The following is a 25,875-nucleotide window of genomic DNA, read 5'->3' on the forward strand; positions in this document are numbered from 1 at the left end:
ATGGTAGTAGGAGACGCATCTTTGAACATTGACACTTTGGTTATCGGGGCAGGCCCTGGCGGTTACGTGGCAGCGATTCGCGCTGCCCAACTCGGCCAAAGCGTACTCATCGTAGATAAATCCGAACTCGGCGGTGTGTGCTTGAACCGCGGTTGTATCCCATCCAAAGCGCTTATCAGCGCTGCACACCAATATGAAGTAACACAACACGCTTCTGCAATCGGTATTACTGCAGAAAACGTAAAAGTGGACTTCACAAAAGTGCAAGAATTTAAAGGCGGCGTAGTTAAGAAATTGACTGGCGGCGTAGGCGCTTTGTTGAAAGCTAACAAAGTTCAAATCTTCAAAGGCGAATGCATGTTCATCAATGAAAATGAAGCACGTGTCTTCAACGATCAAGAAGCACCGCGCTACAAGTTCAAAAACTGCATCATCGCAACTGGTTCCCGTCCAATCGAATTGAAGCCTTTCCCATTCACTGGACGCATCCTGTCTTCGACAGAAGCTTTGGAATTGCCAGAAGTTCCTAAGTCCATGATCGTTATCGGCGGCGGCTACATCGGCGCTGAGCTTGGTCAAATGTACTCCAAGTTCGGTACGAAAGTAACTGTTATCGAAGGCGCGGACATGGTTCTTCCTGGCTTCGACAAAGACATGACACAACTTGTATCGAAAAACATGAAGAAATCCAATGTTGAGATCTTCACTGGTGCGAAAGCAGAATCTGCTACACAAACAGACAAAGACGTTACTGTGAAATTCACAGTTGGCGGCGAGTCCAAAGAAGTGACAGCTGACTACTTGCTCGTAACAGTTGGTCGTCGTCCGAACACTGACGGTGAGCTTGGTCTGGACATGATAGGCGTGAAAATGACTGATCGCGGCTTGATCGAAGTTGACCACCAAGGACGCACAAGCATTCCGCACATCTTCGCTATCGGCGATATCGTTGCTGGCCCTGCATTGGCTCACAAAGCTTCTTACGAAGGTAAAGTGGCTGCAGAAGCAATCTCCGGTATGCCTAGTGTTGTAGATTACAAGTGCATCCCTGCAGTATGCTTCACAGATCCAGAGTGCGCAAGCGTAGGCTTGTCTGAATCCGAAGCGAAGGAAAAAGGCTTCAAAGTAAAAGCTGGTAAATTCCCTTATGCAGGTAACGGTCGTGCGTTGTCCCTCGGCGGCAGCGTTGACGGTTTCGTGAAGATCGTATCCGATGCTGACACAGGTATCGTCCTCGGTTCTCAAATCGTAGGTCCTGAAGCATCGAACTTGATCGCAGAAATGGGCTTAGCAGTTGAAATGGCTGCAACTGTAGAAGACTTGGCGTTGACAATCCACGCTCACCCAACACTTGGTGAAATCGTGATGGAAGCTGCTGAAGTTGTTCTTGGTCACCCAATCCACACAGTAGGTAAGTAATCCCCTCTCTCTCTGAGGGTTCTGTATACGTTCTGTTACGGTTCTGTTTATATATTTGATTTGCTTTTGCCCTTGCAGCAGCGCTGCGGGGGCTTTTTTTTACCGAGATGTGAATAGTACTGGTTATGTAAGGTGATTCATGTAATAAACAGAGATGTTTTTCTCTATATTACTAATATCCAAAGTTATCATGATCAGTACACATTTACGGAATGGAGAGGATTACGGTGAGCAGTTTTTTTGATAAATTAAAGCAAGGTGCAGCGGAAGCAGGAAAAAAAGCACAGTCCACGATAGAGGTAAATCGGTTGAAATTTCAAATCTCTTCAAAGGAAAAAGAAATTACGGGTATTTACAGTCGTATGGGAGAATGTGTGTATCATGCCATGCAAAATGGGACAATAGAAGAAATAAGCGATCAACTGCTGCTGTTTAGTGAACAGATCAATCAGAAGAAAGCAGAAGTTCAGGATGTTGAAAATCGGATTCGTACGGTGCAGAATGAGAAACTGTGTCCGTCTTGTAGTAAACCTGCTACATTAGATACAAAGTTCTGTTCAGGCTGCGGACATCATTTTGTAGGGCATTTTTCAGAAGAGGAAGTTGTAGATATAAAAGTGATGGTTGTATGTCCTGTGTGTCAGGTAGCAAGTGATAAAGGGTCGAGCTTCTGTGCAGAATGTGGTCATAAATTCGAAGAATAACGATAAGACATTCTGTACGGTTTGCCCATTGTGAGTCAATAGGGGTGACGTTATTTTAACGTTGGGTATTTCGTGAATTCTATCTTTTTTCTTATCCGGGCATATGATGGCCGGATTTTTCTTTGATTAAGCTTCCATTTTCGAGAGAGATTCAATGAGCGTCACACAATAGCGCTATCGTAACCGATTAACACGATGATGATAATGGAATGGGATACCGATGATTTTTTTACTCTGGAATGGTACACTAGGTAAGATACACTTCAGAACGGTGAGGAAAGAGAGTGAAAAGAGAATGAAATCATATTTGGCATTATTGCAGGATATTTTGGATCATGGCGTGAAAAAAGAAGATCGTACAGGCACAGGTACGATATCCGTATTTGGTCGCCAACTTCGATTTGACCTAAATGAAGGATTTCCACTCGTAACGACGAAGCGTCTGCATCTTCGTTCGATCATCCATGAGTTGTTGTGGTTCCTTAGCGGCGATACGAATATCGGCTATTTGAAGGAGAACAAGGTAACGATTTGGGATGAGTGGGCGGACGAGAACGGCAATCTTGGCCCTGTATACGGCTCGCAATGGCGGAACTGGGAAACGAAAGACGGTCGTACGATTGACCAGATCGCGAATGTGATTGAACAAATTAAGACGAATCCGGATTCCCGCCGGTTGCTCGTATCCGCATGGAACGTAGGCGAGGTCGATCAGATGAAGCTGCCTCCATGCCATTATTCCTTCCAATTCTATGTGGCAGATGGAAAGCTGAGCTGCTTGTTGAACATGCGCTCTGTAGATACGTTCCTTGGTTTGCCTTTCAACATTGCAAGCTATGCGCTGTTAACGCATATGGTGGCGCAGCAATGTGATTTGGAAGTAGGCGAGTTCGTCTGGAGCGGTGGAGACGTTCATATTTACTCGAATCATCTGGAACAGGTGAATACGCAGTTGCAGCGCGAGCCATTGCCGCTTCCGAAGCTGGTCATTAAGCGCAAGCCAGAATCAATCTTTGATTACCGCTTTGAGGACTTTGAGTTCGAAGGCTACGAATATCATCCAGCAATCAAAGCGCCTGTCGCTGTGTAATCGATGGTTGTTGTGCAATAACGCGCACGAATATTACATTCGACTTCTGTGACTCTGCTAAGAACGATCAAAGGAGGAATTGAAATTGTCGATTACGATGATATGGGCGATGGACGAACAACGGCTTATTGGCAAGGACAATGGAATGCCGTGGCATCTGCCGAATGATATGAAGTTTTTCCGAGAGAATACAAAAGGCAAGACCGTTGTGATGGGGCGTAAAACGTATGATTCGCTGAACGGAGCACTCCCGAAGCGGCGCAATCTTGTCTTGACGCGCAACCCAGCGTGGCGTACAGATGACGCTGAGGTTATCTCGGACATCACTCCCGTGCTTGAGCTTGCTCAAGATGAAGAAGTGATGATTATTGGCGGAGCCCAAATTTATAATTTGTTTATGCCGTATGCGGACAAGCTGCTTGTTACGCGAATCGCGCAGACATTCGAGGGTGACGAGCATTTCCCAGAATACGATGAGCGTGTATGGGAGCTTGAGTGGGAAGAGCCAGGAATCGTTGATGAGAAGAATGAATTCGATCATCTGTTCCAATCTTTTGTACGCAAAAAATAATTGAGATCGTAAATGTGTTGATGTGCTTTTGTGTGAAGAAATGCAAATGATTTGTTCATGACTCCATTGGAATATAGGCGTAAATTGAGTAGGATAGGTTGAAAACATGTCGAAGAGTGCAATGAATGTCTGCATGAAAATCCATGAAAAAGCAACAAAAGAATGACCAATCAACCTTACTCATACAAATATACGGATGGACGGATGGAGGAAATCGCATGTCAACACCTACTGGATTTATGGAGTATCGCCGTCAGATTCCGGCTGATCGCGATCCATTGGAACGGCTGAAGGATTGGGAAGAGTTTCATAAGCATCTAAGTGAAGAAGAGCTTCGCACACAAGGCGCCCGCTGTATGGACTGCGGAACCCCATATTGTCATACAGGTATTGAACTGACGGGAGGAACATCAGGCTGTCCGGTGCACAATTTGATTCCAGAATGGAATCAGCTCGTGTATCGTGGGTTATGGCAGGAGGCACTTGAGCGCCTGCACAAGACCAATAACTTCCCAGAGTTCACAGGGCGTGTATGTCCTGCACCATGTGAAGGCTCTTGTACGGTGGGGCTAATCGGACAGCCAGTTACGATTAAGACAATAGAAGAAGCTATCATCGAACGGGGATTTGAAGAGGGCTGGGTGAAGCCCGAGCCTCCAGCACAGCGAACAGGTAAGCATGTGGCTGTTGTAGGATCAGGACCTGCTGGCCTCGCTTGCGCCGCGCAATTAAATAAAGCCGGCCATTCCGTAACCGTCTTTGAACGTTCAGATCGTCTTGGCGGCCTCCTCACGTATGGGATTCCAACGATGAAGATGGAGAAGCAAGTTGTAGATCGCCGCATTCAGCTATTGGAGGCGGAAGGCATTCAATTTGTGACGAATACGGAAATTGGCAAGGACATCCCAGCTGATCAGTTAGTTGCCTCTCATGATGCGGTAGTTCTATGCGGAGGTGCAACGAAGCCGCGTGAGTTCCAAATAGAAGGAAGCAATTTGCACGGAATCCACTATGCGATGGATTACTTGAATGGTACGATTAAGAGCTATCTTGACTCCAATCTGGAGGATGGTCAGTATATTAATGCGGAAGGCAAGGATGTTATCGTCATCGGAGGCGGAGATACCGGAACCGATTGCGTTGCTACTGCGCTCCGTCACGGGTGTCGCAGTGTTACACAATTTGGTACGCATGCGAAGGCTCCGCTAGAACGAGATGCAAGTACAAATCCTTGGCCGCAGTTCCCGAACGTCTACACGCTGGACTATGCCCATGAGGAAGCCAAAGCCTTGTATGGCAGAGATCCTCGTGAATTCTCCATCATGACAACGAAGTTCGTCGGTGATGAAGATGGACAGGTGAAGGAACTGCACACGGTGCAGATTGAACGGATTGTCGATGAGAATGGACGGAAAATTTATCAGCCGATTCCCGGTACGGAACGCGTATTCCCGGCACAATTCGTGCTGATTGCGATCGGTTTCGATGGTCCGGAACAGACCATTGTCGAACAACTCGGACTGGCAACCGATCGTCGGACGAATGTGAAGGCCGACTATGGCAAGTATGCGACGAATGTAGGTAAAGTATTTGCCGCAGGAGATATGCGCCGTGGACAGAGTCTCGTCGTATGGGCGATCAATGAAGGACGAGAGGCTGCAAGAGAAGTGGATCGATATTTGATGGGAACTACACTATTGCCTTAAATGCGAAAGTAGTGAATAATAGAACATAGTAACGTTAGTAAGAAGCTGCGCTTATTCTCACATGCGCGGCTTCTTCTGTTGTGTATGGAAAGAGGTGGTAGGATGAAGACACTTGTCGTGGCTGAGAAGCCTGATATGGGACGCAACATCGCTTCTGTCATCGAGCCAAGGGGCCGTAAGCACCGAACGCATATTGAAGGAGATCACTACATTATTACATGGGCAATCGGCCACTTGCTCGGATTAGCAGAGCCGCAAGCCTATGATGCGAAATATAAACGATGGAACTTCTACGATCTGCCGATTCTACCGAACAGCTTCAAGATCGTGGCGGAACGCCGCACGAAGGATCAGTTGAAAATGATCGGTGAGTTGGCGAAACAATGCGATACAATCGTGAATGCGTGCGATGCCGGGCGCGAGGGGCAATATATTTTCGCCCTAATTCAACAGCATTACAAATGGAAGCAGCCCGTTAAGCGCTTATGGATATCCGACCTGACAGCAGACACGATTCGCCGAGGATTCGAAGAGATGAAGGGTGCAGAGTATTATGAAGGGCTTACAGCTGCAGCAAGAGCCCGAAGTCAGGCAGATTGGATTATTGGGATGAACGCTTCTCGCGCCTTTACAACGAAGCACAAGGCACTATTGTCGGTTGGACGCGTTCAGACACCAGTCCTTGCGCTTATTTATGACCGGGAGCAGGAGATTGCGGCGTTCCAATCCGAATCCTATTATGAGGTTACAGCTGTATTTCAGCAGGGAGATACAACTTATAAGGGAACTAGACAGGGCGACCGAATTACGGACGAGCAAAAGGCGACTGAGATTGCTGACAAAGTGAGAGGGAAGAGCGGACGAATTGCCGACTACCAGATCAAAGAAGGCAAGGAGTATCCGTACAAGCTTTATGATTTAACACTGCTGCAGCGGGATGCTAACGCGCGTTTTGGATTCTCGGCGAAGAAGACACTGGATATAGCCCAAGCATTATATGAGAAGCACAAGGCGATTACGTACCCGCGGACGAACTCGAACTATGTGACGGAGCAGAATATTGGAGGCATGCATCAGGCGCTCAAGATGCTAATGAGTATGCCGGGTTATGCGGACTTGGCGGCGCAAGCAGAACCGAGTCGGGTTCATAAAAATAACCGCAGCGTGTGCAACCCAGACAAAGTTGAGGATCACCATGCCATTCTGCCAACGACGAAGCGCCCGGGCACCTTATCGCCTGAAGAAGGTAAAATCTACGACTTAATCGTTCGTCGCTTGCTGGCGCACTTCTATCCAATTGCAGAGTATACACTTTATACGGTGTTAACCGAGGTCGAGCAGGAATCATTCAAGACGAGCATGAAGCAATGGCGAATACGGGGCTGGAAGCTCCTATATGATCATGATAAGGAGAAGTCCCGCACTAAGCGCTCGAAAAAGAAAGATGAGGATGAAGGGGATTCTCAATCATCCTCGGATCAAGTAGAGGAACTTAACGATACGGAGCAGTTCAACCTGGACAAGAATCAGCCTGTGCATTGTCGCGAAGCGGAGATGGCTGCTAAGGCAACACAGCCGCCAAAGTCTTATACAGAGGGCACATTGCTGAAGGCAATGGAAAGTGCAGGGAAGCAGCTGGACAATGAAGAACTGCGTGAAGTAATGAAGGATGCAGGGCTGGGAACCCCTGCGACGCGGGCGGCGACAATTGAACGGCTGAAGCAAGTCGGATATATCTTGATGACTGGCAAACGTCTTACACTCGCAACCAAAGGTAAGACAGCTGTTGAGCTGATTCGCGGGGCAGGGGTACATCTTCTAACCTCACCAGAGATGACGGGGCAATGGGAGAGACGATTAACGCAGATTGCCAGAGGAGAGGCATCGGAAGATGTATTCATGGAAGCTGTGCGCAAGTTTACGCTTCATGTCATTGATTGTGTCGGCAAGCAAAGCCCTGTATCAGCGGAAGTACTTGCATTGATCGAATCGGACAAGTCATCCAAGGGGAGAGGCAAGCCGCAAACCAGCGCCAAGACATCGAAGAGCTCCAAAGTGAAGAGTTCGGCGACGCAAGCTTCTGGCTCTAGCCGCTCGTCAGAAGGAAGCGGACAACATGCAGCACCTGAAACCTTCGGCATATGTCCTCGTGAGGGCTGTGGCGGTACGATAATTGAAGGGCGCAAGGGGTTCGGCTGTTCGAACTATAAGCTAGGCTGCAAGTTCGTTGTGTGGAAAAAGCAGTTGGCTACAGGAAAGACGATATCTCCGGTGATGATGCGTGAGCTATTGGAGAAGGGATGCACGAAGAAGCTTAGCTTTACCAGAGGAAATGCAACGGTGAAAGGAAGATTGGTTCTAGCCAATCGATCAACTGGGGATTTGAAAGTGGTTGAAGAATAGCGGAACACGAATATCCGTTTCTCCATTAGAAGCATACATGAAGAAGCCACATGCCCGTACCATAGGGTGGAAACGAGACAGCATGGCTTCTTCATGTTGTGTTCCGAAGTGAACTTGGGTCTGCTTGGTCTAGCTCAGCTTGGAAGTGAGCAGCCATTCCTCGATAACACGAGGTACGTCAGCAAGCTTCTCTAAAGTGTACAGCGCTCCTTGGGGCTCGATCTCAATGTCAATGACATTATAGAGCCACTCATTCGGACGCTTTAAATAAATGACATGAAGTCCTGCTAAGAGGCCGGGCTGTACATCTGTCCGCACGGAGTTGCCGATCATCCATGTATTGGCAGGTAAGAAGCCTTGCTCCTTTACAATCTCTGCTAATGCTTCAGCTGTCTTATGCTGACGAATGAAGATGCGATCTCCGAAGTAGGCGGACAGCTTCATCTGGTCAATCTTGCGCTGCTGGATAACAGGCTCGCCGCCTGTATACAGGTACAGTTCATGACCTTGATCACGAAGCAGTTCTAGTGTTTCAACCATTCCTGGATAAGGCTCAATTTCCATGTCATACACGCTAAGTCCGAGCTTCCAGAGCTGTTCCTTCTCCTCTTCAGTGGAATCTCTGCCTGTCAAGTTGCACAAGTGGTCGTACGTATCAATGAAGGAACGAGGGAAATGTTCGCTCTGAAACCCGTTTTTCTGTACGCCAGCGATGTCGAACTTAGATTGGACGGACTTGATTTCTTGCGCGCTCATGTTCGATGAGTTGAACCACGTCGTCATCGTATCCAAAAATTGATGAATGACAATGTCAAAGTATTTGTTGCAATAAATGAGCGTGTCGTCCATGTCGAACAGTAATGCTTGTTTTGGCATTGATGTAGTCAATGTGATTTCCTCCTTGCGCCTTTCAGACATGACAAGCGTGAGGAGGATAGCGATAACCTTCCATTACGCATACTTTGTCAGTCGTTACAATTGTACTTGCACATAATCTTCTAGAAATACGGACAAGTCGGACAACCCTTCCTGACGAAGGGTGATGGATTCCGAGTCGCCGTCCCAATAGGTACGTATGTATCCAGCGGATCGAAGAACGGCCAAATGATGCTTTACAGTTCCTTTGGATAATGAGAGATGCTGTTGGATATCAGCAAATGAGCGTGAACCTTGACTAACGAATCGAAGCAACTGCAGCCGCTCTTGATCAGCAAGTGCTTGCGTCATCCGAAGCAAGCTGTGAGACGGCATGCAATCATCTTCAGCGGGCTCGTCAACCGCGTACAGGACAAGCAGCTTGTTCTTAAACGTGCACGTATTGTTCATAGGACGATAGTGCCACATTGGAGCAAGAATGCATTCGCGAATATGATTCTTTTCATCACGAACGACGATGCCATTCGTTGCAACTTCGACAACTTCTTCTGGAGTTATTTTGCTCATTAAGAGCCGCTTTTCATCCGCATCATGCAGCAAAATAGGCTCCCATTGCGGCAAGGTGTGCGAGATGTAATGCTCATACCAGCATTTCAATGCGGGTACATAATATCGTTGGCAATCCTCTCTGGTGAGCGAAATGTCTAGCAGACCATACTGCTCCTGAACGTGCTTCCATTGCTGATCAGTTTTCTGTTCCAGATGCTCGATGTACCCTGCAATATGACTGCCGCCTGTATATTCAAGCGCTATAGCATACAGCATGTCATAATCCGTTAGTGAATAACGCTTCACCTGACGAGCATGCTCGTCCCATTCACTGGGCATCATTTGCTCTGCTTGACGTACCCACGTCATGCCGTTGTCAACATTGCGAATCCATTTGCGGTGTACAAATAGCATGAAGCTTCCAATAAGTTCATATACCGATGAACAGTCGATACGAACATGATAGGTCATGCCTGCGTAGCCTCCTTGGTAATGACAATGAATGTCTACATTTATTATGAATTGTATTGCATAGCATTGTCTACTATAATTGTGAAATGTTCATTTGATAGAGATAAATGGGGAGGTTTAAGAATGGCATCTTGGCGGAACACGACAGATTCCCCAACTTGGAAATTTATAATTCTGATTATTGTTGTTATGATTACAGGTCTTAGTCAGGGGTTATTGCTGCCCTTACTTACGATCTTCTTGGAGCGGATGGGGGTTCCATCCGATCTGAATGCATTGAATGCTACCGCCCTCTACTTAGGGGTATTCTCCATGATGTTCCTAGTAGAGCGGATACTCATTCGGCTCGGCTATAAGAAAATGCTGCTTGCCGGTATGGTGTCGGTTACGATCGCACTAGCGTTATTTCCGTTCTTCCCGAACATTTGGGTATGGTTCGTTCTGCGAATTGTTGTTGGTCTAGGTGACAGCGCGCTGCATTATGCGACACAGCTGTGGGCCGTGTCAGTCAGTCCAGCGAATCGACGGGGAAGAAACATCTCCCTATATGGGATGGCGTATGGGGTAGGCTTCAGCTTCGGGCCATTAGGCATTAATTTGTTGTATATCCATGATTCAGCACCGTTCATCGCGATTGTTCTCCTGTTCCTCATTGTTATGGCAATTGTATATGTGAAGCTGCCAAATGAAGAAGCTGCGATGATGAAGGACGGATCGAGACCGGAGAAACGCTATCGCCGTTCCTACCAATGGGCCTGGTTCGCTCTGATGCCAGCATTCCTATACGGTTACATGGAAGCCTCGATGAATAGCAACTTCCCTGTATACGCGCTTCGTCTCGGCATGGAACAGCATTGGATATCGTATTTGCTTCCATTCTTCGGGATCGGGGGACTTATTCTGCAGCTGCCGTTAGGCATGCTTAGCGACCGCATCGACCGCAAAAAAGTATTGATGGCATGCGGTATCTTAGGGGGATTAGGGTTCCTTATCATCCCGTTTGTGGGTACGAACATCTGGGGAATTCTCATTATGTTCATGCTCGTTGGAGGCTTGGTTGGTTCTTTCTTCTCATTAGGACTCGCGTATGCAGCAGACATATTGCCTAAGGAATATTTGCCGTCCGCTAACGTGATTGCATCCATTCACTTCAGCTTAGGGAGCATCATTGGGCCAAATTTAGCGGGCATTGGGATTCAATACGTATCAATTGGAAGCATGTTCTACTTGCTCGGGGCTTGGTATATTGGATTCTCACTACTCGGCTTAATCTTCAGACGGCGCAATAAAACGCTTGCAAGTTAGGGGCTACCTTCCTTACACTAAGAGTACATGTTCGTGAATCGCTGCGCACATATAAAAAGTCTCTCGCAGCAATCAAGCAGCGAACTGCCATTGTCGGAATGGAGAGGAGTCTTGACGGTGATTAGAGTAGATCAGTTAGTGAAGCAGTACCCTCCTGAACAGAAGGTATTGAAAAATATTAGCTTCGAGGTGCAGCCGGGCGAGTTCATTGGTGTAGTAGGTGCGAGCGGCAGCGGGAAGTCGACACTGCTGAAATGTTTGGCGCTTCAGGAGAGATGGACAAGCGGCAAATTTGTCGTTGACGGTGTGGATATCTTCGCACAGCAGTTGAGCGGAAGACGCAAGGTGAAGCGGGAGTTCGCATACTTGGAACAGAACCCAGTGCTGTCGGACAATCGCAAGGCGTTGAAGAACGTCTTAATCGGACGCTTCCATCAAACTCCGTTATGGAGAATGGCTACCGGAATGATACGCTCAGACGACTACATGGGGGCAATGGATACCATTGAACAGCTTGGCCTATTGGACAAGGCCCATAAGAAGTGTAGTGATCTGAGTGGTGGGGAGAAGCAGCGAATTGCCATTGCCAGGGCGCTTGTACACGGAGCAGACGTGCTGCTTGCAGATGAGCCTGTTCTCGGACTAGACCCGCAATCGGCTGAATCTGTATTGTCGACATTCCGAGACCTGTGCACGAAGCAGCGCAAGATCGTTATTGCGGTATTTCATCAGGTTGAACTAGCAGAGAAATTCGCTACACGATTGTGGGGACTTCATGACGGCACTATCGCAGTCGATGTGAAGGGCAGACGGCTTCTTCAATCAGAGAAGGCTCTCATATTATAATGAAGATTGGGAAAAAGTAAATAGGCAATTGTCACGCCATTTCTTATGAATGCATATGTTGAATGGAAGGGAAGAATGTTCTTTTCTTACCGAATTCACGCATCCGTAGGAGGTGGCTTTATTTATGCTGTATCCATTGCCGATTCCGATCGAGCCTCATGTTATTCGCAAGCCGAACCTGGAGGTGTACGTTCCTGTCGTTGTGGATCCGAAGCATCCACAAGCGGCGGAGCGTATGAATCATACCATACAAAATCAGGTCAGGGAATTAATTCGAACTTCCGGCTATGAGGAAGATCCGAAGAATATTCAGGTTCAAGGTTGGTACGAAATCAAATTAAACGAAAGAGGATACCTTAGTCTTACTTTAAGTGTATATGACTATCCCTATCATGCAGCCCATGGGATGACCTATCAGCGTGGGTTGACCTTTGAGACAGAGACAGGCAAGCTGATAAAGCTACCTGATTTGTTCAAGCCGGGGGCCCCTTACGTAGACGTGTTGTCTAAGCATGTCGCCGCACAGATTAAAATGCGAGATATCCAGACGCTAGAGCCATTCAAATCGATTCGACCGGATCAGGATTTCTATATGACGGATAAATCGCTCGTTCTTTTCTTCCAGTTGTACGAAATTGCGGCGTATGTATATGGATTTCTGTACTTCCCGATATCTGTATACGAGTTGAACGACATTAAAGCGGATAATGGCATTATCGATAAGTTATCATACTAAGCATCGAGGTAAGCGATCAAATATAGTGCGAAGCATGTGTGCAGTGCAAGGAGGGAGTTCCTTCCCAAATGAATCATCGCTTTGTCACGGGTTTGTCACCATTAGGTGACTCTTTTTTTTTATAATGAGAGAGTATGCCTGTGAATAGGCTACAAAGACGAAGAGTAATGTGTTTCGACGAAAGAACGAATAATAGAAGCAACAAAGGAGGAATGGCATGTATGATAAAAAGCCGAACAATACGAAAAGCATCGCTACTCCTTCTACTGGCTAGTGTCATGTTAAGCGGCTGTCAGTGGGTTCAAGACCCCAAATCCATGCTTAAGGAACCACGATTGTCGACAGATAAAGCGAATTTAAAATCGATTATTGACTCCCAAAAGCCTGAAGGAGCAAATATCATCCGGCCTCGCAATGCAGACGATCGCAGCACGATTCGCATTGCGGATTTGAACAATGATGGCAAAGGTGAGGCGATTGTGTTCTATGAGACGCCTGATAAGGATGTCCGAATCCATGGTATGATCTTTAAATCAGATGGTGACACATGGACGAAGGTATTCGACTTCGACGGTGAGGGTACTCAGTTGGACCGGGTTGAACTGGTTGACTTGACTGGAGATAAGAATCTGGATCTTGTGGTAGGTTATGGCAGCAATGACCCGAAGCTGAATAAGGGACTTGTTGTGTATCGATTCACAGACACAGAGATGGTCAGAATGTTCGAACAGCCATATTCTCAATTCGTGATCGATGATCTGGATCAGAGCGGTAAGAATCGATTGTTTATATTGAATAACCGCTCAGGTCAAATACCTGTCCTCTTCTCATTCGATTACCAAAATGGCAGGATGGTTAAATTTCATGAGGTGAAGTTATCATCTAATGCTAATGCGTACATGAATATGGTGTCTGGATTTATATCAAAAGACCGCAAAGGACTCGTGCTTGATGCAGATTCAGGGGCCAACTACTATATATCAAATATTATCGGAATGAATAAGGATCATATGCTTGAATCCTTGTTGCAAGAGGGCTTAACGGAAAGCAAATGGGGAGGTATTAAGAGCTCTGACATGAACGGCGATGGCATTATTGAGATCGGTATTCCCGAGCAGCCTCACGGCTGGGATCTGTATCAATCTCATGAAATCCCTTATTTTACGAACTTCTTCCAATGGGATGGACAGCATGGCTTGAAGTTAGTGGAGAAGCAATATCGCGACCATATGGATCGCTTCCATTTGACTTTCCCAAAATCTTGGTATGGACGTGTGACTGTGGATACAAAATCGAAAAAAGATGAAATGCTCCGCTTTGTCGATCTTCATACGAACGAAACGTTCGCCATTATCCGATTCTTTACACCTGAGGCATGGGAGTCTTATAAGGAGAAATGGACGTACCTCAGTTCGTTTGGTGACAAGATTATCGGCATTTACAGCAAGGAGCCACTGAATGCGAAACAAGGGGTTCCTAAAATACCAGAACTAGACAAAAGTGATAGTGATTCTTAAAGGAAATGAAGTAAGGAGATAAGTAGAGATGACGAAAATACTCATTCTTGAAGATGAAGAATCAATCCGCAGCTTTATTGTCATTAATTTAAAGCGCAATGGATTCGATGTGGTGGAAGCAGATAACGGCAATGATGCTTATCAAATGATCATGAGCGATCCGACGATAGATATCGCACTACTAGACGTGATGGTACCGGGTATTGATGGCTTTGAGGTGTGTAGACGAGTAAGGGAACAGAATGAGCGGCTCGGAATCATCTTCCTGACTGCTAAGGTGCAGGAACAGGACAAAGTATATGCCTTATCTGTTGGTGCGGATGATCATGTGAGCAAGCCGTTCAGTCCTACTGAGCTCGTTGCGCGCATTCAGTCCTTGCTGCGCAGGGTCAGCTCTTATCAGCACACTACCCAGAAGGTAGTGTATCAATCTGGTCCGTTCTCACTTGATTTAATTGCGAAACGATTTACCAAAAATAATCAAGCAATCGATTTAACTCCTACGGAATTCTCGCTGGTACAGTTTTTCATGGAGAAGGAAGAGATGACATTAAGTCGAGACGTACTGCTTGATCATGTATGGGGCAAGGATTATATGGGTGATCCTAAGATTGTGGATGTAAACATTCGCCGTTTGCGTCAAAAAATTGAGGATGAGCCATCATCACCAAGATTTCTTGAAACGGTATGGGGGCACGGGTACAAATGGAAGGGAACAACTCCTTGATTAAGCCGGGCATACGCCGCTCGGTAGTCATGCATTACTTCATCGTCGTCTTTATGACGATGCTGATGCTGGAAGTGGTCTTTCTCATCTCGGTGCGAACGTATTATTATGATTCAGTATCCAGCAATTTAACTAACCATGCATCCGTAACGACGAAATACTATCAGCAATATATAAGTCTTAGTTCCAGTGAAGATGATCAAGGCATATTGCCGGAGCTGCTCGAATTATTCAAATTGCCGGGCGCCGAGGTGCAAATTCTGGATCGGACTGGGAAGGTGCTTATCTCCTCCAGTGGGTTCCGAATCGACAAGCCGATCAACTCACTCGATGTGATTACTGTACAGCAGCAAGGGAAGCTGGAACAATGGATCGGCAAGCAGCCTGGAACCGGTGAGTCGATAATGGCTGTGTCTGCTCCATTGTTAGAGAGAGGCGACATCAGCTACATTGTCAGACTTGTCACCTCACTAGAAGTAGTGAACAGTCAGTTGAATAGCATTGTGCTCGTGTCTATACTGATTTCGATTACGATATTAATCATTGTATTAGTGATTAGCCTTGGACTGGCAAATTCGATCGTGAAGCCAATTAATGAGATTACGGCTGTATCCGCTCAGATGGCGCGGGGACGATTCGATGTCAGAGCCAAGGATGGATATAAGTACGAGCTTGGGGAGCTGTCTAAGACACTCAACTTCATGGCTCATGAGATTGTGCGAAGCAACCAATTAAAGAATGACTTTATCTCATCGATCTCTCACGAATTGCGGACTCCATTGACGGGAATCAAGGGATGGAGCGAGACCTTGCTGTCTGGTCCGTTAGATGAAGGGGAGACGAAGCTGGGGTTGAACGTTATTCATAAGGAAACGGATCGCCTAATTGGTCTTGTTGAGGAATTGCTAGACTTCTCGAAGCTGCAGGAGAATAAATTGCAGTTCCACTGGCGGCAGGTATCCATCGCGACAATTATCGAAGACACGATCCTGCAAGTGAGAATGAAAGCAGAGAAGAAGCAAATTCGATTGGAGGAACGCGTCAGAGGCAACGAGCAAATTCTGAATGCGGATCCGAATCGATTGAAGCAAGTATTCCTGAATCTGATTGATAATGCGGTCAAGTTCTCACCAGAAGAGTCGGTGATCACGATTCATACGTCGTGGGATGCGGAGAAAGTGGTTGTTCGTATTGTTGACCAAGGAATTGGAATAAGCGAAGAACACTTGACCAAAGTAATGGACAAGTTCTATCAGGTGAATCCTAGTCATGGCGGTACAGGGCTCGGACTGGCGATTACGTACGAATTGGTGAAGGCTCATGGAGGAGAAATGTCCATCGAAAGTGAGCCTGAGGTAGGGACGACGGTTATTGTGACCTTGCCGGTCAACATGCCGATTGAAGCAGATACGATAGAGGAATCTACGGATTTATGATCTCTTCGAATATCATTTGAATTTATACGGCCTTTGCGTGATTAATTCATGCAAAGGTCTTTTTTTCGGGGAAATTAAGAAAATAGCATATCTTACTTCGACAAAACATACTATAATATGTATCATAATCATCCATGATGTTGTCGTAATAACTCGATTGTTGTCGTCCTCATCGGAAGGAGGATAGGATAGTGGAACTATTTTTATTCGTTATATTTTCCGCGTCTGTCCCATTTATTATTTACTTATACTTTGTCATCAAGCAGCGTTCATGTGTACAAGAAGCTGCGGTTACGGTAGATCGTAATGCGCTTACGCATGCACAGATGGACGAAGCTGAAGACGTGGCGAGTCACTGCTCCATTCTTGTCGTGGAAGATCAGATGCCTATACGGATTCTATTGAAGGAAGCACTGGATGAACTGCCACTGGAAGTAAGGGAAGCAGAGACGGGAGAGCAGGCGCTTAATTCAATGCGTGCGTGTCCAAGTAAAATTGTGCTCATGGATGTGAGCCTACCGGATATGAATGGTCTGGATGTACTGCATACGGTTCGTACAATGCGTCCAGATACCGAAGTCATAATGATGTCTGCCTATAGCGATGCAGACAAGGTTAACGAAGCGAAGGCGGCAGGAGCGATTGGCTTCTTCTCGAAGCCATTCGACTTAGAAGAACTGCGCGCGTACATATCATCCAGACTGTAACGGGCTACGATATCTTGTCTTGACAATTGTCAATCGGAGGATGTTATGTTTAGAACGATACATAGCCAACTAAGCGCCCGGGTAGTGACGACAATAGTTGCTGCGTTGGCCATTATTTTTTCATTTTCGTATGCAGCTGTTCGTTCGATTATTGAGACGAGCATGCAGAACAATTATTTGAATCAAGTTAAGATGGCCGCTCACGATGTTGAAGCGGCCATTCGTCACCACAAGCTAATGGTGGAGACATATGCGAGAGTCATTCAGGGCATATTCGACACATCTGGGCGCATCAAGGCTGAAGTGAATCAATTGACAGAATGGTATGCATTTCAACCGAAGGACCTCGTATTCGGGTACTGGTTCACCTTGCAGACCGGTTCGAAATGGAAGGAGAAATTTACATCCTGGTTTGGTCATGATGAATCCGGTCTGCTCCGTAATTTCAATAAACAAGAACATGTGGACGAGTCACTGCCACAGTATCGAGATGACCCGCAATACGACTATTATCATGGTTCAGTGAAGAAGAATGGAACCTATTTAACAGCACCATACATTGATCCTTATGTAAACCTACCGATGATATCCGTCAGCACGCCTGTATACGACTCAGGAGGCACACTGCTCGGTGTGGCCGGAGTTGATATACGGTTTGGCGATTTGAAGCAGTTAGCTAACAAGCTAAGTGTACACCCCAGCAGCAAGATTCTACTTACTTCCCTACAAGGCAATTTGTTATATAACCCAGATGAAGAACGAACGATTTATGACAATATATACACCAATCTTAATGAAGATACAGCGACTTTATTACGCAAAGTAAATGACTCTAAGGAGTCTATTATCATTGATGACTATCGTGGGAACTCCATGTATATATTCTCAATTCCGCTTGAGGAGACGAACTGGAGAGCAATCATTATGCTGCCTGCGGGAGTTATTAGCAGCGTGTTGCTTTACGTATGGGTCGTAACCCTAATTACGATCAGTTTACTTATTATTGCGATTTACTTCCTAATAAACTGGTGGATCCGTCGTTTGATCGTAACTCCACTGCATCAATTAGTTCAGGCGTCTCATCGTATTGCCGGTGGGGATTATGACGTGACAGTGAGAATCGAATCCAATAATGAATTTTGCCAGCTCGGCTCAGATATGAATCGGATGAGTGAGGCGCTGCGTCAGAAGGCACAGATGGAGCAAGAAATGAAGCGTATGAGCGCGCTGCAGGTTGTGGGAGAGATGGCTGCCGCGCTTAGTCATGAAATTCGAAATCCGCTAACGACAATCAAGGGATTTCTGCAGCTGCTTCGCAATAAGCCGGAGCATGCGGATGAGCATGTCTATTTCCGTACGATGATGGAGGAAATTGAGCGGGCGAACACGATCATTACGGAGTATTTGACCTTGGCTAGACATAAATTCGTCCAATTTCGTCCTCATTGCTTGAATGAAATCATTACACAATTATACCCGCTTGTGCAAGCATCAGCATCGGCACACTGCCAGGATATCCGTCTGGACATATCACCAGTTCCTTCAATTGAAATGGATGAGAAAGAGATGAAGCAGCTTCTTCACAATCTCATTCGGAACGGACTTGAAGTGATGAGTGAAAACCAGGTGTTGACGATTCGAACTCGTATGAAAGGGGATAGAGTTCTTCTATGTATTGAAGATGAAGGGCCAGGCTTCCCAGCCGAGGTTTTAGCCAGGGCAGGAACTTCTTTTGTCACGACGAAGGAGAAGGGGACAGGACTAGGCTTGTCCATCTGCTACAGTATCGTTGAGCGCCATGAAGGAGACCTTATCATTGAATCAGTGCCAGGTCGCACAGTTATCACAATTAGTCTCCCACTATTCCGCAAGAAGCAAGAAGGATAGTTTGGATGTTGCCATAATTGACCAATGTATTATAAAATGGAAGAGTTATGCGCTAATATTCTACTTTTAAATCCAATTCCTAAGAAATAATGGTTGTATAACTATGCATTTGTGTGTATAATGATGTTACCTCACTAAGAGCGAGCGGGGAATATTACACATATACAGAGCGGGGTTGGAGCAAATGAACTCATTAAAAATTGTTGCAGCATGCACACTCATTCTATCATTATTAGTTGGTTGCGGTGCGAAGGAAGACCGTCTAGCAACTGTACAGGAGAATAAAAAGCTGGTACTCGGCACGAGTGCTGACTATCCACCATTTGAATTCCGTAAAACAATCGACGGCAAGGATCAAATTGTCGGTTTCGATATTGAGATAGCGAAGGAAATTGCGAAGGATTTGGGCGTTGAATTAGAGATTAAGGATACATCACTGTCGTCATTGCCTGAGGAACTGAAGACAGGCAAGATTGACATCGCAATCGCGGGACTAGATCCAACGCCTGAGCGGGAGAATGCAATGGAATTCTCTACACCTTATTACTTGGCGGAAGCAGGGGTTATTGTACGTGCTGCAGACAAGGATAAGTATAAGTCACCTGAAGATTTGAAGGGCATGAAGATCGGCGTACAGCTTGGCTCAACCTTCGAGGATGTCGTTCAGCAAATCCCTGATGCGAAGAAGGAAATGCTGGATAAGGTGAACGACCTCGTTCTTGCACTGGAGTCGAATCGTTTAGAGGCTGTCGTTGTGGAGAAGCCTGTGGCAGCGGCATTTGCTGCGAATCGCAAGGAAGTCGCTGTCGCGCCGGTGGAATTGAAGCCAGTAAGTGAAGGATATGTAATTGGAGTACGCAAGGGCAGTGTGAAACTGCGTGATGAAGTGAATAAGACGCTTGAACGCTTGAAGCAGCAGGGCAAGCTGGATGAATTCATTACACAAGCGGTACAACTGGCGGAACAATAAGATCAGATGGATTGCATCTATATGCGGTCTATACGGATCTCGATGTGATATGTTCGCTCCTCGTGGGAATTCAACCAGTGAGGAGCTTTTTCTCTTTATATAGAAGAAATGCAGATTAACAGTCGTGATAGATAGGGAAGGGGAAGTTTGTCATGTTCGATTGGTTCGACATGTTATGGACGAATAAATTAGGATTTGTATCCGGTGCTGGCATAACCGTACTGCTATCCGCGATATCCGTTCTGTTCGGATTACTATTGGGAGTGGCCATTGTCTTGATGCGGATGTCTAAAATAAAGCCGCTTAAATGGTTTGCTGTCACCTATATCGAGGTGTTCCGTGGAACACCTCTGCTTGTACAATTATTCATTATTCATTATGGACTTGCAGAGTATGGCGTAGAATTCAGTGCACTAACATCTGGAGCGATTGCTCTATCCTTAAATAGTGGTGCGTATTTGGCTGAAATCTTCCGTGCCGGCATACAATCGATCGACCACGGTCAATTGGAAGCAGCTCGTTCTCTCGGGATGTCAAAACCAATGGGGATGCGCTTGATCGTACTTCCACAAGCGTTCCGCAATGTTATTCCGGCGATCGGCAACGAATTTATTACGATTATTAAGGAGACTTCAATTGTCAGCACCATCGGGATTGCAGACTTGATGTTTGAGACAAATATCGTTCGTGCCAAAATTTATTCAGCGATGGGACCACTGATTGGAGCAGCGTGTATCTATCTCATTCTAACCTTCACTTTATCGAAAGTGGTGGCACGTTTGGAAAGGAAGTTGAGCGAGCATGATTAAAATTCAAAATTTGCATAAATCGTATGATAAATTGGAGATTTTAAAAGGGGTAAATGTCTCTATTGATCGCGGTGAAGTGGTTGTAGTCATAGGCCCTAGCGGATCCGGAAAGAGTACTCTCCTTCGTTGCATTAATTTGCTGGAAACTCCGACACAAGGGGATATCCGATTCGAGGATCAGTGCATCACTGACAAGTCGCACAACATCAACAAAACACGTGAAAAAATGGGGATGGTATTCCAATCATTCAACCTATTTCCCCATATGACCGTGCTGCAAAATATTACCCTTGCTCCAATAAAGGTGAAACATGTGCCAGAGGCTGAAGCAAATAAACTAGCAATGGAGCTGCTTGGCAAGGTTGGATTGGCGGATAAGGCCAAGGCATTCCCTAGACAATTGTCCGGTGGACAGAAGCAGCGTATCGCGATTGCGCGAGCACTTGCTATGCAGCCGCATGTGATGCTGTTCGATGAGCCGACATCAGCGCTTGATCCAGAGATGGTCGGCGAAGTGCTTGAGGTCATGAAATCACTCGCCGGAGAAGGAATGACGATGGTAATCGTAACTCATGAGATGAACTTCGCACGTGAAGTGGGCGATCGTATTTTGTTTATGGATGGCGGCAATGTTGTGGAGGAAGGTTCTCCAGACCAATTATTTAACCATCCTAAGCATGCTAGAACGCAGGATTTTCTAAGCAGAGTATTGTAAAGAGGTATTGTAAATATATAGGTGTTCGAATAGGCATCCTTAGGGGGTGCCTATTGTTGTTTGCTGTATTATGTAAGCGTTTTCGTTTACAAATCTGAAATATGTGCTATGATAGAAACAGAAAGATTACAAAAATGTCATCTCTGATTACAAATTTGTTATGAAATAAAAAAAGTTTGAAGCTTCAATCCATTGGGGGGCGCGGGTTCCAGAGACTTACCATCATATTCCTGCGCACAGGTTACAAAATTGTGATATGATGCAATCCGAGCCGAAACGACACACCCGTACGGGGGACTATTGACCGGTGTTCGATATTATGAGAACACCTTGGGGTGAATCGCTTATTCCGCAACTTGGAATGGCGTAGGGGAACTCCTTGACCCGAATCCGACAACTAACCCCGCAGGCTAATGCACAGGAGGAAAACAAAACATATGCGTAAAAGAATTACACTAACGATTACAGCAGCTTTACTTGGACTTGCGTCCATTCTTCAAATTTTGCCGGCACAGGCTGAGCCCTATACGGTAAAAGAAGGAGAAACGTTCTATTCAATTGCTAAGAATTACAACATGAGTGTTGAATCCGTATTGTCGGCAAACCCGACAATTAATCCGAAAAATCTGTATGGTGGACTCTCCATCGAACTTCCAAGCCCTGTTGTTCAAAAGTCGGTATTGGAAGGGATGCCAGTCAATAATGCTTTGGGTGTAGCAAAAAATGACGAACAGGCAGTCAAAACGGCTTCGAATAATCAGAAAGCAGCAGTACAACAAGCTGCTCCTAAAAATGTAGTTCAATTGTCCTCTGGACGTACAGCGACATACAAGAAAACGATAAGCATGCGTGCAACAGCCTATACCGCTCATCCGAGTGAAAACGGCAAATGGGGCGCAGTAGATGCTTTGGGTAATGCATTGAAACTAGGTACAGTTGCGGTCGATCCAAAAGTGATTCCGCTTGGTACGAAATTGTATATTACGGGATATGATTTCAAACACTTGCCGACAGGCGGTATGGTTGCTGTAGCTACGGATACAGGCGGTGCAATCAAGGGGAAAAAGGTTGACATATTTGTACCGGTAAGCAAGAAGACAGGCAACACATTCGGCGTGCAAGACGTTAAAGTATACGTGTTGAAATAATATCTACTATTATATATAGATGTAGATGAATACTTACAATAGCAATTGAACAACAAGCCTCGCCATTATGGCGGGGCTTGTTTTCTTATTCCTTCTTTTCCTTCTGATCTTGGAGCAGATCAGGCAGGGTGACGAATTCATATTTCCGCTCCCTTAACTGCTGAATAATCGATGGGAGTGCTTTCACGGTTCCATGCAGATACCCATTTTGTGTGCTTCCGCTGGCATGCTGCAATACGATGGAACCTGGGCGTACCCCACGCATCACATTTTGCAAAATACGTGAAGCGGTTAATCCACGCCAATCGTTTGTATCTACATCCCAATTGACGACCATGTATCCATTATCTCCTGCCCAGCGCAATTGCTCTTCGTTGATTTCTCCATATGGCGGACGGAAGTATCGAGGCTTATATCCGGTAGACTGCTCGATAATGCGTTCAGTATCCTTCACCTGGTGTTCAAAAGCTGGAAGCGTCAGCTTTGTCAGCAACGGATGATTGTACGAATGATTACCGATCACATGCCCCTCGCGCACCATCCGCTCGACGAGTCCTGGATAAGCCTTGGCACGAGAGCCAACGAGAAAGAAAGTGGCTCGGATATTGTGCTCCTTCAATATATCCAATACAAGCGGCGTAATGCGGTTATCCGGCGCGTCATCGAAGGTGAGCGCAACTTGTCGTTCTCCATGACGCTGCTTCGCATTCAATTTAAAGATATGTGGGTACTTCAACCGCAGTTCCGCAATCGTGAGATGCTGTTTCTTCATCTTATGCATGCTGGAGCGGGATGATTGTGAAGCTTGCGCCGCAGATTGCGACGGGGTTGATTTCTGCCACTTGTGCTGGCGTTCATTCGAAGAGGAAGAACGCTGTTTCTGCTGGTCAGATTCTGACTCTGCCTGCTGCGACTCCAGTCTCTTCTGACTTTTCTGGTTATCACGCTCTTTATGCTCAGCTGATATGGTGAATTTAGGCATCTCAAGATGATCCGATGAAGCTGCATTCTCTTGCTTCTCCTTAGCATGTGGGGAATGCATGTTCACAGAGTCTGCCTTGAAGATACGTGGTACTGGATGAGTGCGATCTTGTCTCCACAGACTGTCTGCTGATGAATGGATCGATTCCGACTGATTTGGCTTGCTTGGTGGAAGATTGGGTATGGGAGGCGTTGCTTCCTGCGAACGATGGAAGCAGCCAGTAATACAGAGCAAACAAAGGGATAGTACAGATAAGCAGATTCGACAATGTTGCATAGCGCCATTCCCCCATTCCATAAACAGTTCAATGTTCTTGTTATGTCCTTGGGGTGGTAGAAATATGCCCTTCCACTTACCTAGTACGGTAGGGAAATAATCTCATCGACTATAATTGTTAGGATGTTCACTTGTAACTTCTTGCTAATATTCTGAAAATTTGCGAAACCATTGTCACAATTCATACGCTAATGTGACATGGGTCACAGTGGGATGTCAACCAGAACATGCATAGTAGAAGTGTAAAGGTGAGAAAAGCTTATGCATAGGCCATATAGGCAGCAATCCATAAGGTTGTGAATGTGGGCTTTTCTTACGAGCAGGAATCTGCACATCTCAATAAACGTGAGAAGGATGCAGACTGTCCTTACTCGTGAAAAAAGGAGCATACTTGTGTATACGATTCTTTCCAACGAACGCATCTCTGAAGGCATTTACCTCATGACGGTGGAGGGTCAATTTCAAGCAAGCATGGGTCAATTCTTTATGCTGCGAGCCTGGAATACGGCACCTATTCTGTCTCGTCCAATTAGCATCTGCAATTTGGAGAAGGATAGCATCCAGTTCCTGTACAAGATTGCAGGAGAGGGTACGCTTTTAATTGCACAGCTGCGTGATGGAGACCGTATCCAGCTAGAGGGGCCATTCGGCAATGGCTTCCCGCAAGTGGAGGGACGAACTGCACTTATCGGAGGCGGTATTGGCATTGCACCCTTATTATATACGGCGAAGCAGTTGGATAAACCGGATATCTATCTTGGCTTTCGAGGGCAGTCCTATTTAACGGAAGCATACGAACCTTACGCGAATGAGTTGGTTGTCCGTGTAAACGGCAACTTCCTAGATGACGTGGACTTAAGTAAATACGATAATGTGCTGGTGTGTGGTCCATTGGGAATGATGAAGGCAGTTGCCTTGCAAGCAGAAGGCTTGGATACGAAGGTGTATGTATCTTTTGAAAAACGTATGGCCTGCGGAATCGGGGCTTGTTATGTATGCTCAGTAAAGAATAAAAACGGCAACCGCAAAGTATGTGCGGATGGACCTGTATTTTTGGCGGAGGAGGTGGAATGGCATGCGGAACTTAGCTTGTAATGTAGCCGGCATTCCGTTCAACAATCCGATCGTGATGGCATCGGGAACGTTTGGCTTTGGGCAAGAATATGCCAAATTATATGATATTAACAAGCTGGGGGGCATCTCCTGCAAAGGACTCACCCTACATCCACGTCTAGGGAATAACGGAACTCGGGTGTGGGAGACACCGGGCGGCATGATGAATAGTGTTGGGCTTGAGAATCCTGGTATCGATGCATTTTTGGAAGAGGAAATGGAATTCTGGGAAACGATTGAGCCCGTGAAAATTGCCAATCTTGGCGGCAGTAATATAGAAGAATACGTCCTCGGGGCCTTGAAGATAACGAAGGATGCAGAAGAGCGGCGCAAAGCACGTGTTCGGGCTGTAGATATGATTGAGTTGAACATTTCATGCCCGAATGTGAAGGAAGGCGGTATTGCCTTTGGTGTGAAAACAGACGTTGCGCGTGAGGTTATTCGCGAAGTACGGCAAGTCACTTCACTGCCGCTTGCTGTGAAACTATCGCCGAATGCTGAGAATATTGTAGAAATGGCAGTGATGTGTGAAGACGAGGGAGCGGATTGTGTCTCTTTAGTAAATACGTTCTCGGGAATGAAGATTGACATTTATCAGCGGCGCAGTGTTTTTTCCAATACGTACGCGGGCTTGTCTGGGCCGGCTATTAAGCCAATAGCGCTGCGCATGGTTCATCAGGTGTCCCAGCATGTATCCATCCCCGTCATGGGCATGGGCGGCATCGCCTCCGCTTCGGATATTATTGAATTTATTATGGCCGGGGCTGAGGTGGTTCAAGTAGGCACATACAACTTCATGAACTTGCGTGCTGGCGAAGAGTTGCTTGCTGGTCTTCTAAGCTTCATGGAAATGGAGAACATTCAAAGTCTGGATGAGATTCGCGGCATTATTAAGTAAGGCCTTCTGGACAA

The 25,875-nt window shown here is 46.2% G+C and carries 23 protein-coding genes and 1 riboswitch; of the genes, 20 read left to right on the top strand and 3 right to left on the bottom strand.

The window, feature by feature from the left end; genetic code table 11:
- From lpdA to M3661_RS11650, 6 genes are all read left to right on the top strand, one after another.
- Positions 1–1,419, top strand: coding sequence for a dihydrolipoyl dehydrogenase (gene lpdA, locus M3661_RS11625; RefSeq protein WP_021261328.1), 1,419 nt, complete (start codon positions 1–3; stop codon positions 1,417–1,419).
- A gap of 227 nt (positions 1,420–1,646) precedes the next feature.
- Positions 1,647–2,123: a zinc ribbon domain-containing protein gene (locus tag M3661_RS11630; RefSeq protein ID WP_065291673.1), complete on the top strand. Its 477-nt coding sequence runs from the start codon at positions 1,647–1,649 to the stop codon at positions 2,121–2,123.
- A gap of 295 nt (positions 2,124–2,418) precedes the next feature.
- A complete protein-coding gene (gene thyA / locus M3661_RS11635; RefSeq protein WP_021253882.1) occupies positions 2,419–3,213 on the top strand; it encodes a thymidylate synthase in 795 nt (264 codons plus the stop codon).
- Positions 3,214–3,298: 85 nt separating this feature from the next.
- Positions 3,299–3,784 (top strand): dihydrofolate reductase, encoded by a 486-nt coding sequence (locus tag M3661_RS11640; protein WP_065291671.1) that lies wholly within the window; start codon positions 3,299–3,301, stop codon positions 3,782–3,784.
- Positions 3,785–4,002: 218 nt separating this feature from the next.
- Complete coding sequence (locus M3661_RS11645; RefSeq protein ID WP_251485035.1) at positions 4,003–5,490, top strand: glutamate synthase subunit beta; 1,488 nt, start codon at positions 4,003–4,005, stop codon at positions 5,488–5,490.
- 102 nt (positions 5,491–5,592) lie between these two features.
- A complete protein-coding gene (locus tag M3661_RS11650) occupies positions 5,593–7,893 on the top strand; it encodes a type IA DNA topoisomerase (protein ID WP_251485037.1) in 2,301 nt (766 codons plus the stop codon).
- 129 nt (positions 7,894–8,022) lie between these two features.
- Here M3661_RS11650 and M3661_RS11655 read toward each other — a convergent pair whose 3' ends face one another.
- On the bottom strand, positions 8,023–8,781 hold the full coding sequence (locus M3661_RS11655; protein ID WP_251485040.1) for an HAD family hydrolase: 759 nt from the start codon (positions 8,779–8,781) through the stop codon (positions 8,023–8,025).
- Between the two features lie 84 nt (positions 8,782–8,865).
- The gene (locus M3661_RS11660; protein ID WP_251485042.1) at positions 8,866–9,789 is read right to left on the bottom strand and encodes an ArsR/SmtB family transcription factor; all 924 of its coding nucleotides are present in this window, start codon (positions 9,787–9,789) and stop codon (positions 8,866–8,868) included.
- 123 nt (positions 9,790–9,912) lie between these two features.
- Between M3661_RS11660 and M3661_RS11665 the strand changes: the two genes are divergently transcribed.
- The 12 genes from M3661_RS11665 to M3661_RS11720 all read left to right on the top strand — a co-directional run bounded on the left by M3661_RS11665 (position 9,913) and on the right by M3661_RS11720 (position 22,592).
- Positions 9,913–11,094: an MFS transporter gene (locus M3661_RS11665; RefSeq protein WP_397376516.1), complete on the top strand. Its 1,182-nt coding sequence runs from the start codon at positions 9,913–9,915 to the stop codon at positions 11,092–11,094.
- A gap of 117 nt (positions 11,095–11,211) precedes the next feature.
- A complete protein-coding gene (locus tag M3661_RS11670) occupies positions 11,212–11,940 on the top strand; it encodes a phosphonate ABC transporter ATP-binding protein (protein ID WP_021253875.1) in 729 nt (242 codons plus the stop codon).
- A gap of 124 nt (positions 11,941–12,064) precedes the next feature.
- Positions 12,065–12,676, top strand: coding sequence for a DUF3298 and DUF4163 domain-containing protein (locus M3661_RS11675; protein ID WP_021253874.1), 612 nt, complete (start codon positions 12,065–12,067; stop codon positions 12,674–12,676).
- Between the two features lie 221 nt (positions 12,677–12,897).
- A complete protein-coding gene (locus M3661_RS11680; protein WP_251485053.1) occupies positions 12,898–14,193 on the top strand; it encodes a hypothetical protein in 1,296 nt (431 codons plus the stop codon).
- A gap of 28 nt (positions 14,194–14,221) precedes the next feature.
- Positions 14,222–14,920 (top strand): response regulator transcription factor, encoded by a 699-nt coding sequence (locus M3661_RS11685; protein WP_021253872.1) that lies wholly within the window; start codon positions 14,222–14,224, stop codon positions 14,918–14,920.
- The gene (locus tag M3661_RS11690; protein WP_083545014.1) at positions 14,899–16,356 is read left to right on the top strand and encodes a sensor histidine kinase; all 1,458 of its coding nucleotides are present in this window, start codon (positions 14,899–14,901) and stop codon (positions 16,354–16,356) included. The genes M3661_RS11685 and M3661_RS11690 overlap by 22 nt, the downstream gene beginning before the upstream one ends.
- Positions 16,357–16,547: 191 nt before the next feature.
- Positions 16,548–17,063, top strand: coding sequence for a response regulator (locus M3661_RS11695; protein ID WP_083189218.1), 516 nt, complete (start codon positions 16,548–16,550; stop codon positions 17,061–17,063).
- Positions 17,064–17,108: 45 nt separating this feature from the next.
- Positions 17,109–18,950 (top strand): HAMP domain-containing sensor histidine kinase, encoded by a 1,842-nt coding sequence (locus M3661_RS11700; protein WP_251485113.1) that lies wholly within the window; start codon positions 17,109–17,111, stop codon positions 18,948–18,950.
- A 184-nt stretch (positions 18,951–19,134) separates the two neighbouring features.
- Positions 19,135–19,920 carry a transporter substrate-binding domain-containing protein gene (locus M3661_RS11705; protein ID WP_251485116.1) on the top strand — a complete coding sequence of 262 codons (786 nt, stop codon included), beginning with the start codon at positions 19,135–19,137 and terminating at the stop codon, positions 19,918–19,920.
- Between the two features lie 152 nt (positions 19,921–20,072).
- On the top strand, positions 20,073–20,729 hold the full coding sequence (locus tag M3661_RS11710) for an amino acid ABC transporter permease (protein ID WP_251485118.1): 657 nt from the start codon (positions 20,073–20,075) through the stop codon (positions 20,727–20,729).
- A complete protein-coding gene (locus M3661_RS11715; protein WP_251485120.1) occupies positions 20,722–21,444 on the top strand; it encodes an amino acid ABC transporter ATP-binding protein in 723 nt (240 codons plus the stop codon). Before M3661_RS11710 ends, M3661_RS11715 begins: the two co-directional genes overlap by 8 nt.
- 259 nt (positions 21,445–21,703) lie before the next feature.
- Positions 21,704–21,872, top strand: a riboswitch (cyclic di-AMP (ydaO/yuaA leader).
- A 9-nt stretch (positions 21,873–21,881) separates the two neighbouring features.
- Positions 21,882–22,592, top strand: a complete 711-nt coding sequence (locus M3661_RS11720) for a 3D domain-containing protein (RefSeq protein ID WP_021253865.1) — start codon at positions 21,882–21,884, stop codon at positions 22,590–22,592.
- Between the two features lie 85 nt (positions 22,593–22,677).
- Here M3661_RS11720 and M3661_RS11725 read toward each other — a convergent pair whose 3' ends face one another.
- Positions 22,678–23,850: a polysaccharide deacetylase family protein gene (locus tag M3661_RS11725; protein ID WP_251485122.1), complete on the bottom strand. Its 1,173-nt coding sequence runs from the start codon at positions 23,848–23,850 to the stop codon at positions 22,678–22,680.
- Positions 23,851–24,243: 393 nt separating this feature from the next.
- Between M3661_RS11725 and M3661_RS11730 the strand changes: the two genes are divergently transcribed.
- Positions 24,244–24,945 (top strand): dihydroorotate dehydrogenase electron transfer subunit, encoded by a 702-nt coding sequence (locus M3661_RS11730; protein WP_251485124.1) that lies wholly within the window; start codon positions 24,244–24,246, stop codon positions 24,943–24,945.
- Positions 24,926–25,861 (top strand): dihydroorotate dehydrogenase, encoded by a 936-nt coding sequence (locus M3661_RS11735; protein ID WP_021253862.1) that lies wholly within the window; start codon positions 24,926–24,928, stop codon positions 25,859–25,861. Before M3661_RS11730 ends, M3661_RS11735 begins: the two co-directional genes overlap by 20 nt.
- Positions 25,862–25,875: the final 14 nt, after the last annotated feature.

The organism is Paenibacillus sp. MER 180 (genome assembly GCF_023713665.1).
Taxonomy (GTDB): Bacteria; Bacillota; Bacilli; order Paenibacillales; family Paenibacillaceae; genus Paenibacillus_B; species Paenibacillus_B suaedae.

Excerpts from the sequence above, each read along its gene's own strand:
- M3661_RS11700 (WP_251485113.1), top strand. The coding sequence starts at position 17,109 with ATGTTTAGAACGATACATAGCCAACTAAGCGCCCGGGTAGTGACGACA.
- M3661_RS11645 (WP_251485035.1), top strand. The coding sequence starts at position 4,003 with ATGTCAACACCTACTGGATTTATGGAGTATCGCCGTCAGATTCCGGCT.
- thyA (WP_021253882.1), top strand. The coding sequence starts at position 2,419 with ATGAAATCATATTTGGCATTATTGCAGGATATTTTGGATCATGGCGTG.
- M3661_RS11690 (WP_083545014.1), top strand. The coding sequence starts at position 14,899 with ATGGAAGGGAACAACTCCTTGATTAAGCCGGGCATACGCCGCTCGGTA.
- M3661_RS11660 (WP_251485042.1), bottom strand. The coding sequence starts at position 9,789 with ATGACCTATCATGTTCGTATCGACTGTTCATCGGTATATGAACTTATT.
- lpdA (WP_021261328.1), top strand. The coding sequence starts at position 1 with ATGGTAGTAGGAGACGCATCTTTGAACATTGACACTTTGGTTATCGGG.
- M3661_RS11680 (WP_251485053.1), top strand. The coding sequence starts at position 12,898 with ATGATAAAAAGCCGAACAATACGAAAAGCATCGCTACTCCTTCTACTG.
- M3661_RS11715 (WP_251485120.1), top strand. The coding sequence starts at position 20,722 with ATGATTAAAATTCAAAATTTGCATAAATCGTATGATAAATTGGAGATT.
- M3661_RS11685 (WP_021253872.1), top strand. The coding sequence starts at position 14,222 with ATGACGAAAATACTCATTCTTGAAGATGAAGAATCAATCCGCAGCTTT.
- M3661_RS11725 (WP_251485122.1), bottom strand. The coding sequence starts at position 23,850 with ATGCAACATTGTCGAATCTGCTTATCTGTACTATCCCTTTGTTTGCTC.
- M3661_RS11665 (WP_397376516.1), top strand. The coding sequence starts at position 9,913 with ATGGCATCTTGGCGGAACACGACAGATTCCCCAACTTGGAAATTTATA.
- M3661_RS11675 (WP_021253874.1), top strand. The coding sequence starts at position 12,065 with ATGCTGTATCCATTGCCGATTCCGATCGAGCCTCATGTTATTCGCAAG.
- M3661_RS11650 (WP_251485037.1), top strand. The coding sequence starts at position 5,593 with ATGAAGACACTTGTCGTGGCTGAGAAGCCTGATATGGGACGCAACATC.
- M3661_RS11705 (WP_251485116.1), top strand. The coding sequence starts at position 19,135 with ATGAACTCATTAAAAATTGTTGCAGCATGCACACTCATTCTATCATTA.
- M3661_RS11735 (WP_021253862.1), top strand. The coding sequence starts at position 24,926 with ATGCGGAACTTAGCTTGTAATGTAGCCGGCATTCCGTTCAACAATCCG.
- M3661_RS11710 (WP_251485118.1), top strand. The coding sequence starts at position 20,073 with ATGTTCGATTGGTTCGACATGTTATGGACGAATAAATTAGGATTTGTA.
- M3661_RS11720 (WP_021253865.1), top strand. The coding sequence starts at position 21,882 with ATGCGTAAAAGAATTACACTAACGATTACAGCAGCTTTACTTGGACTT.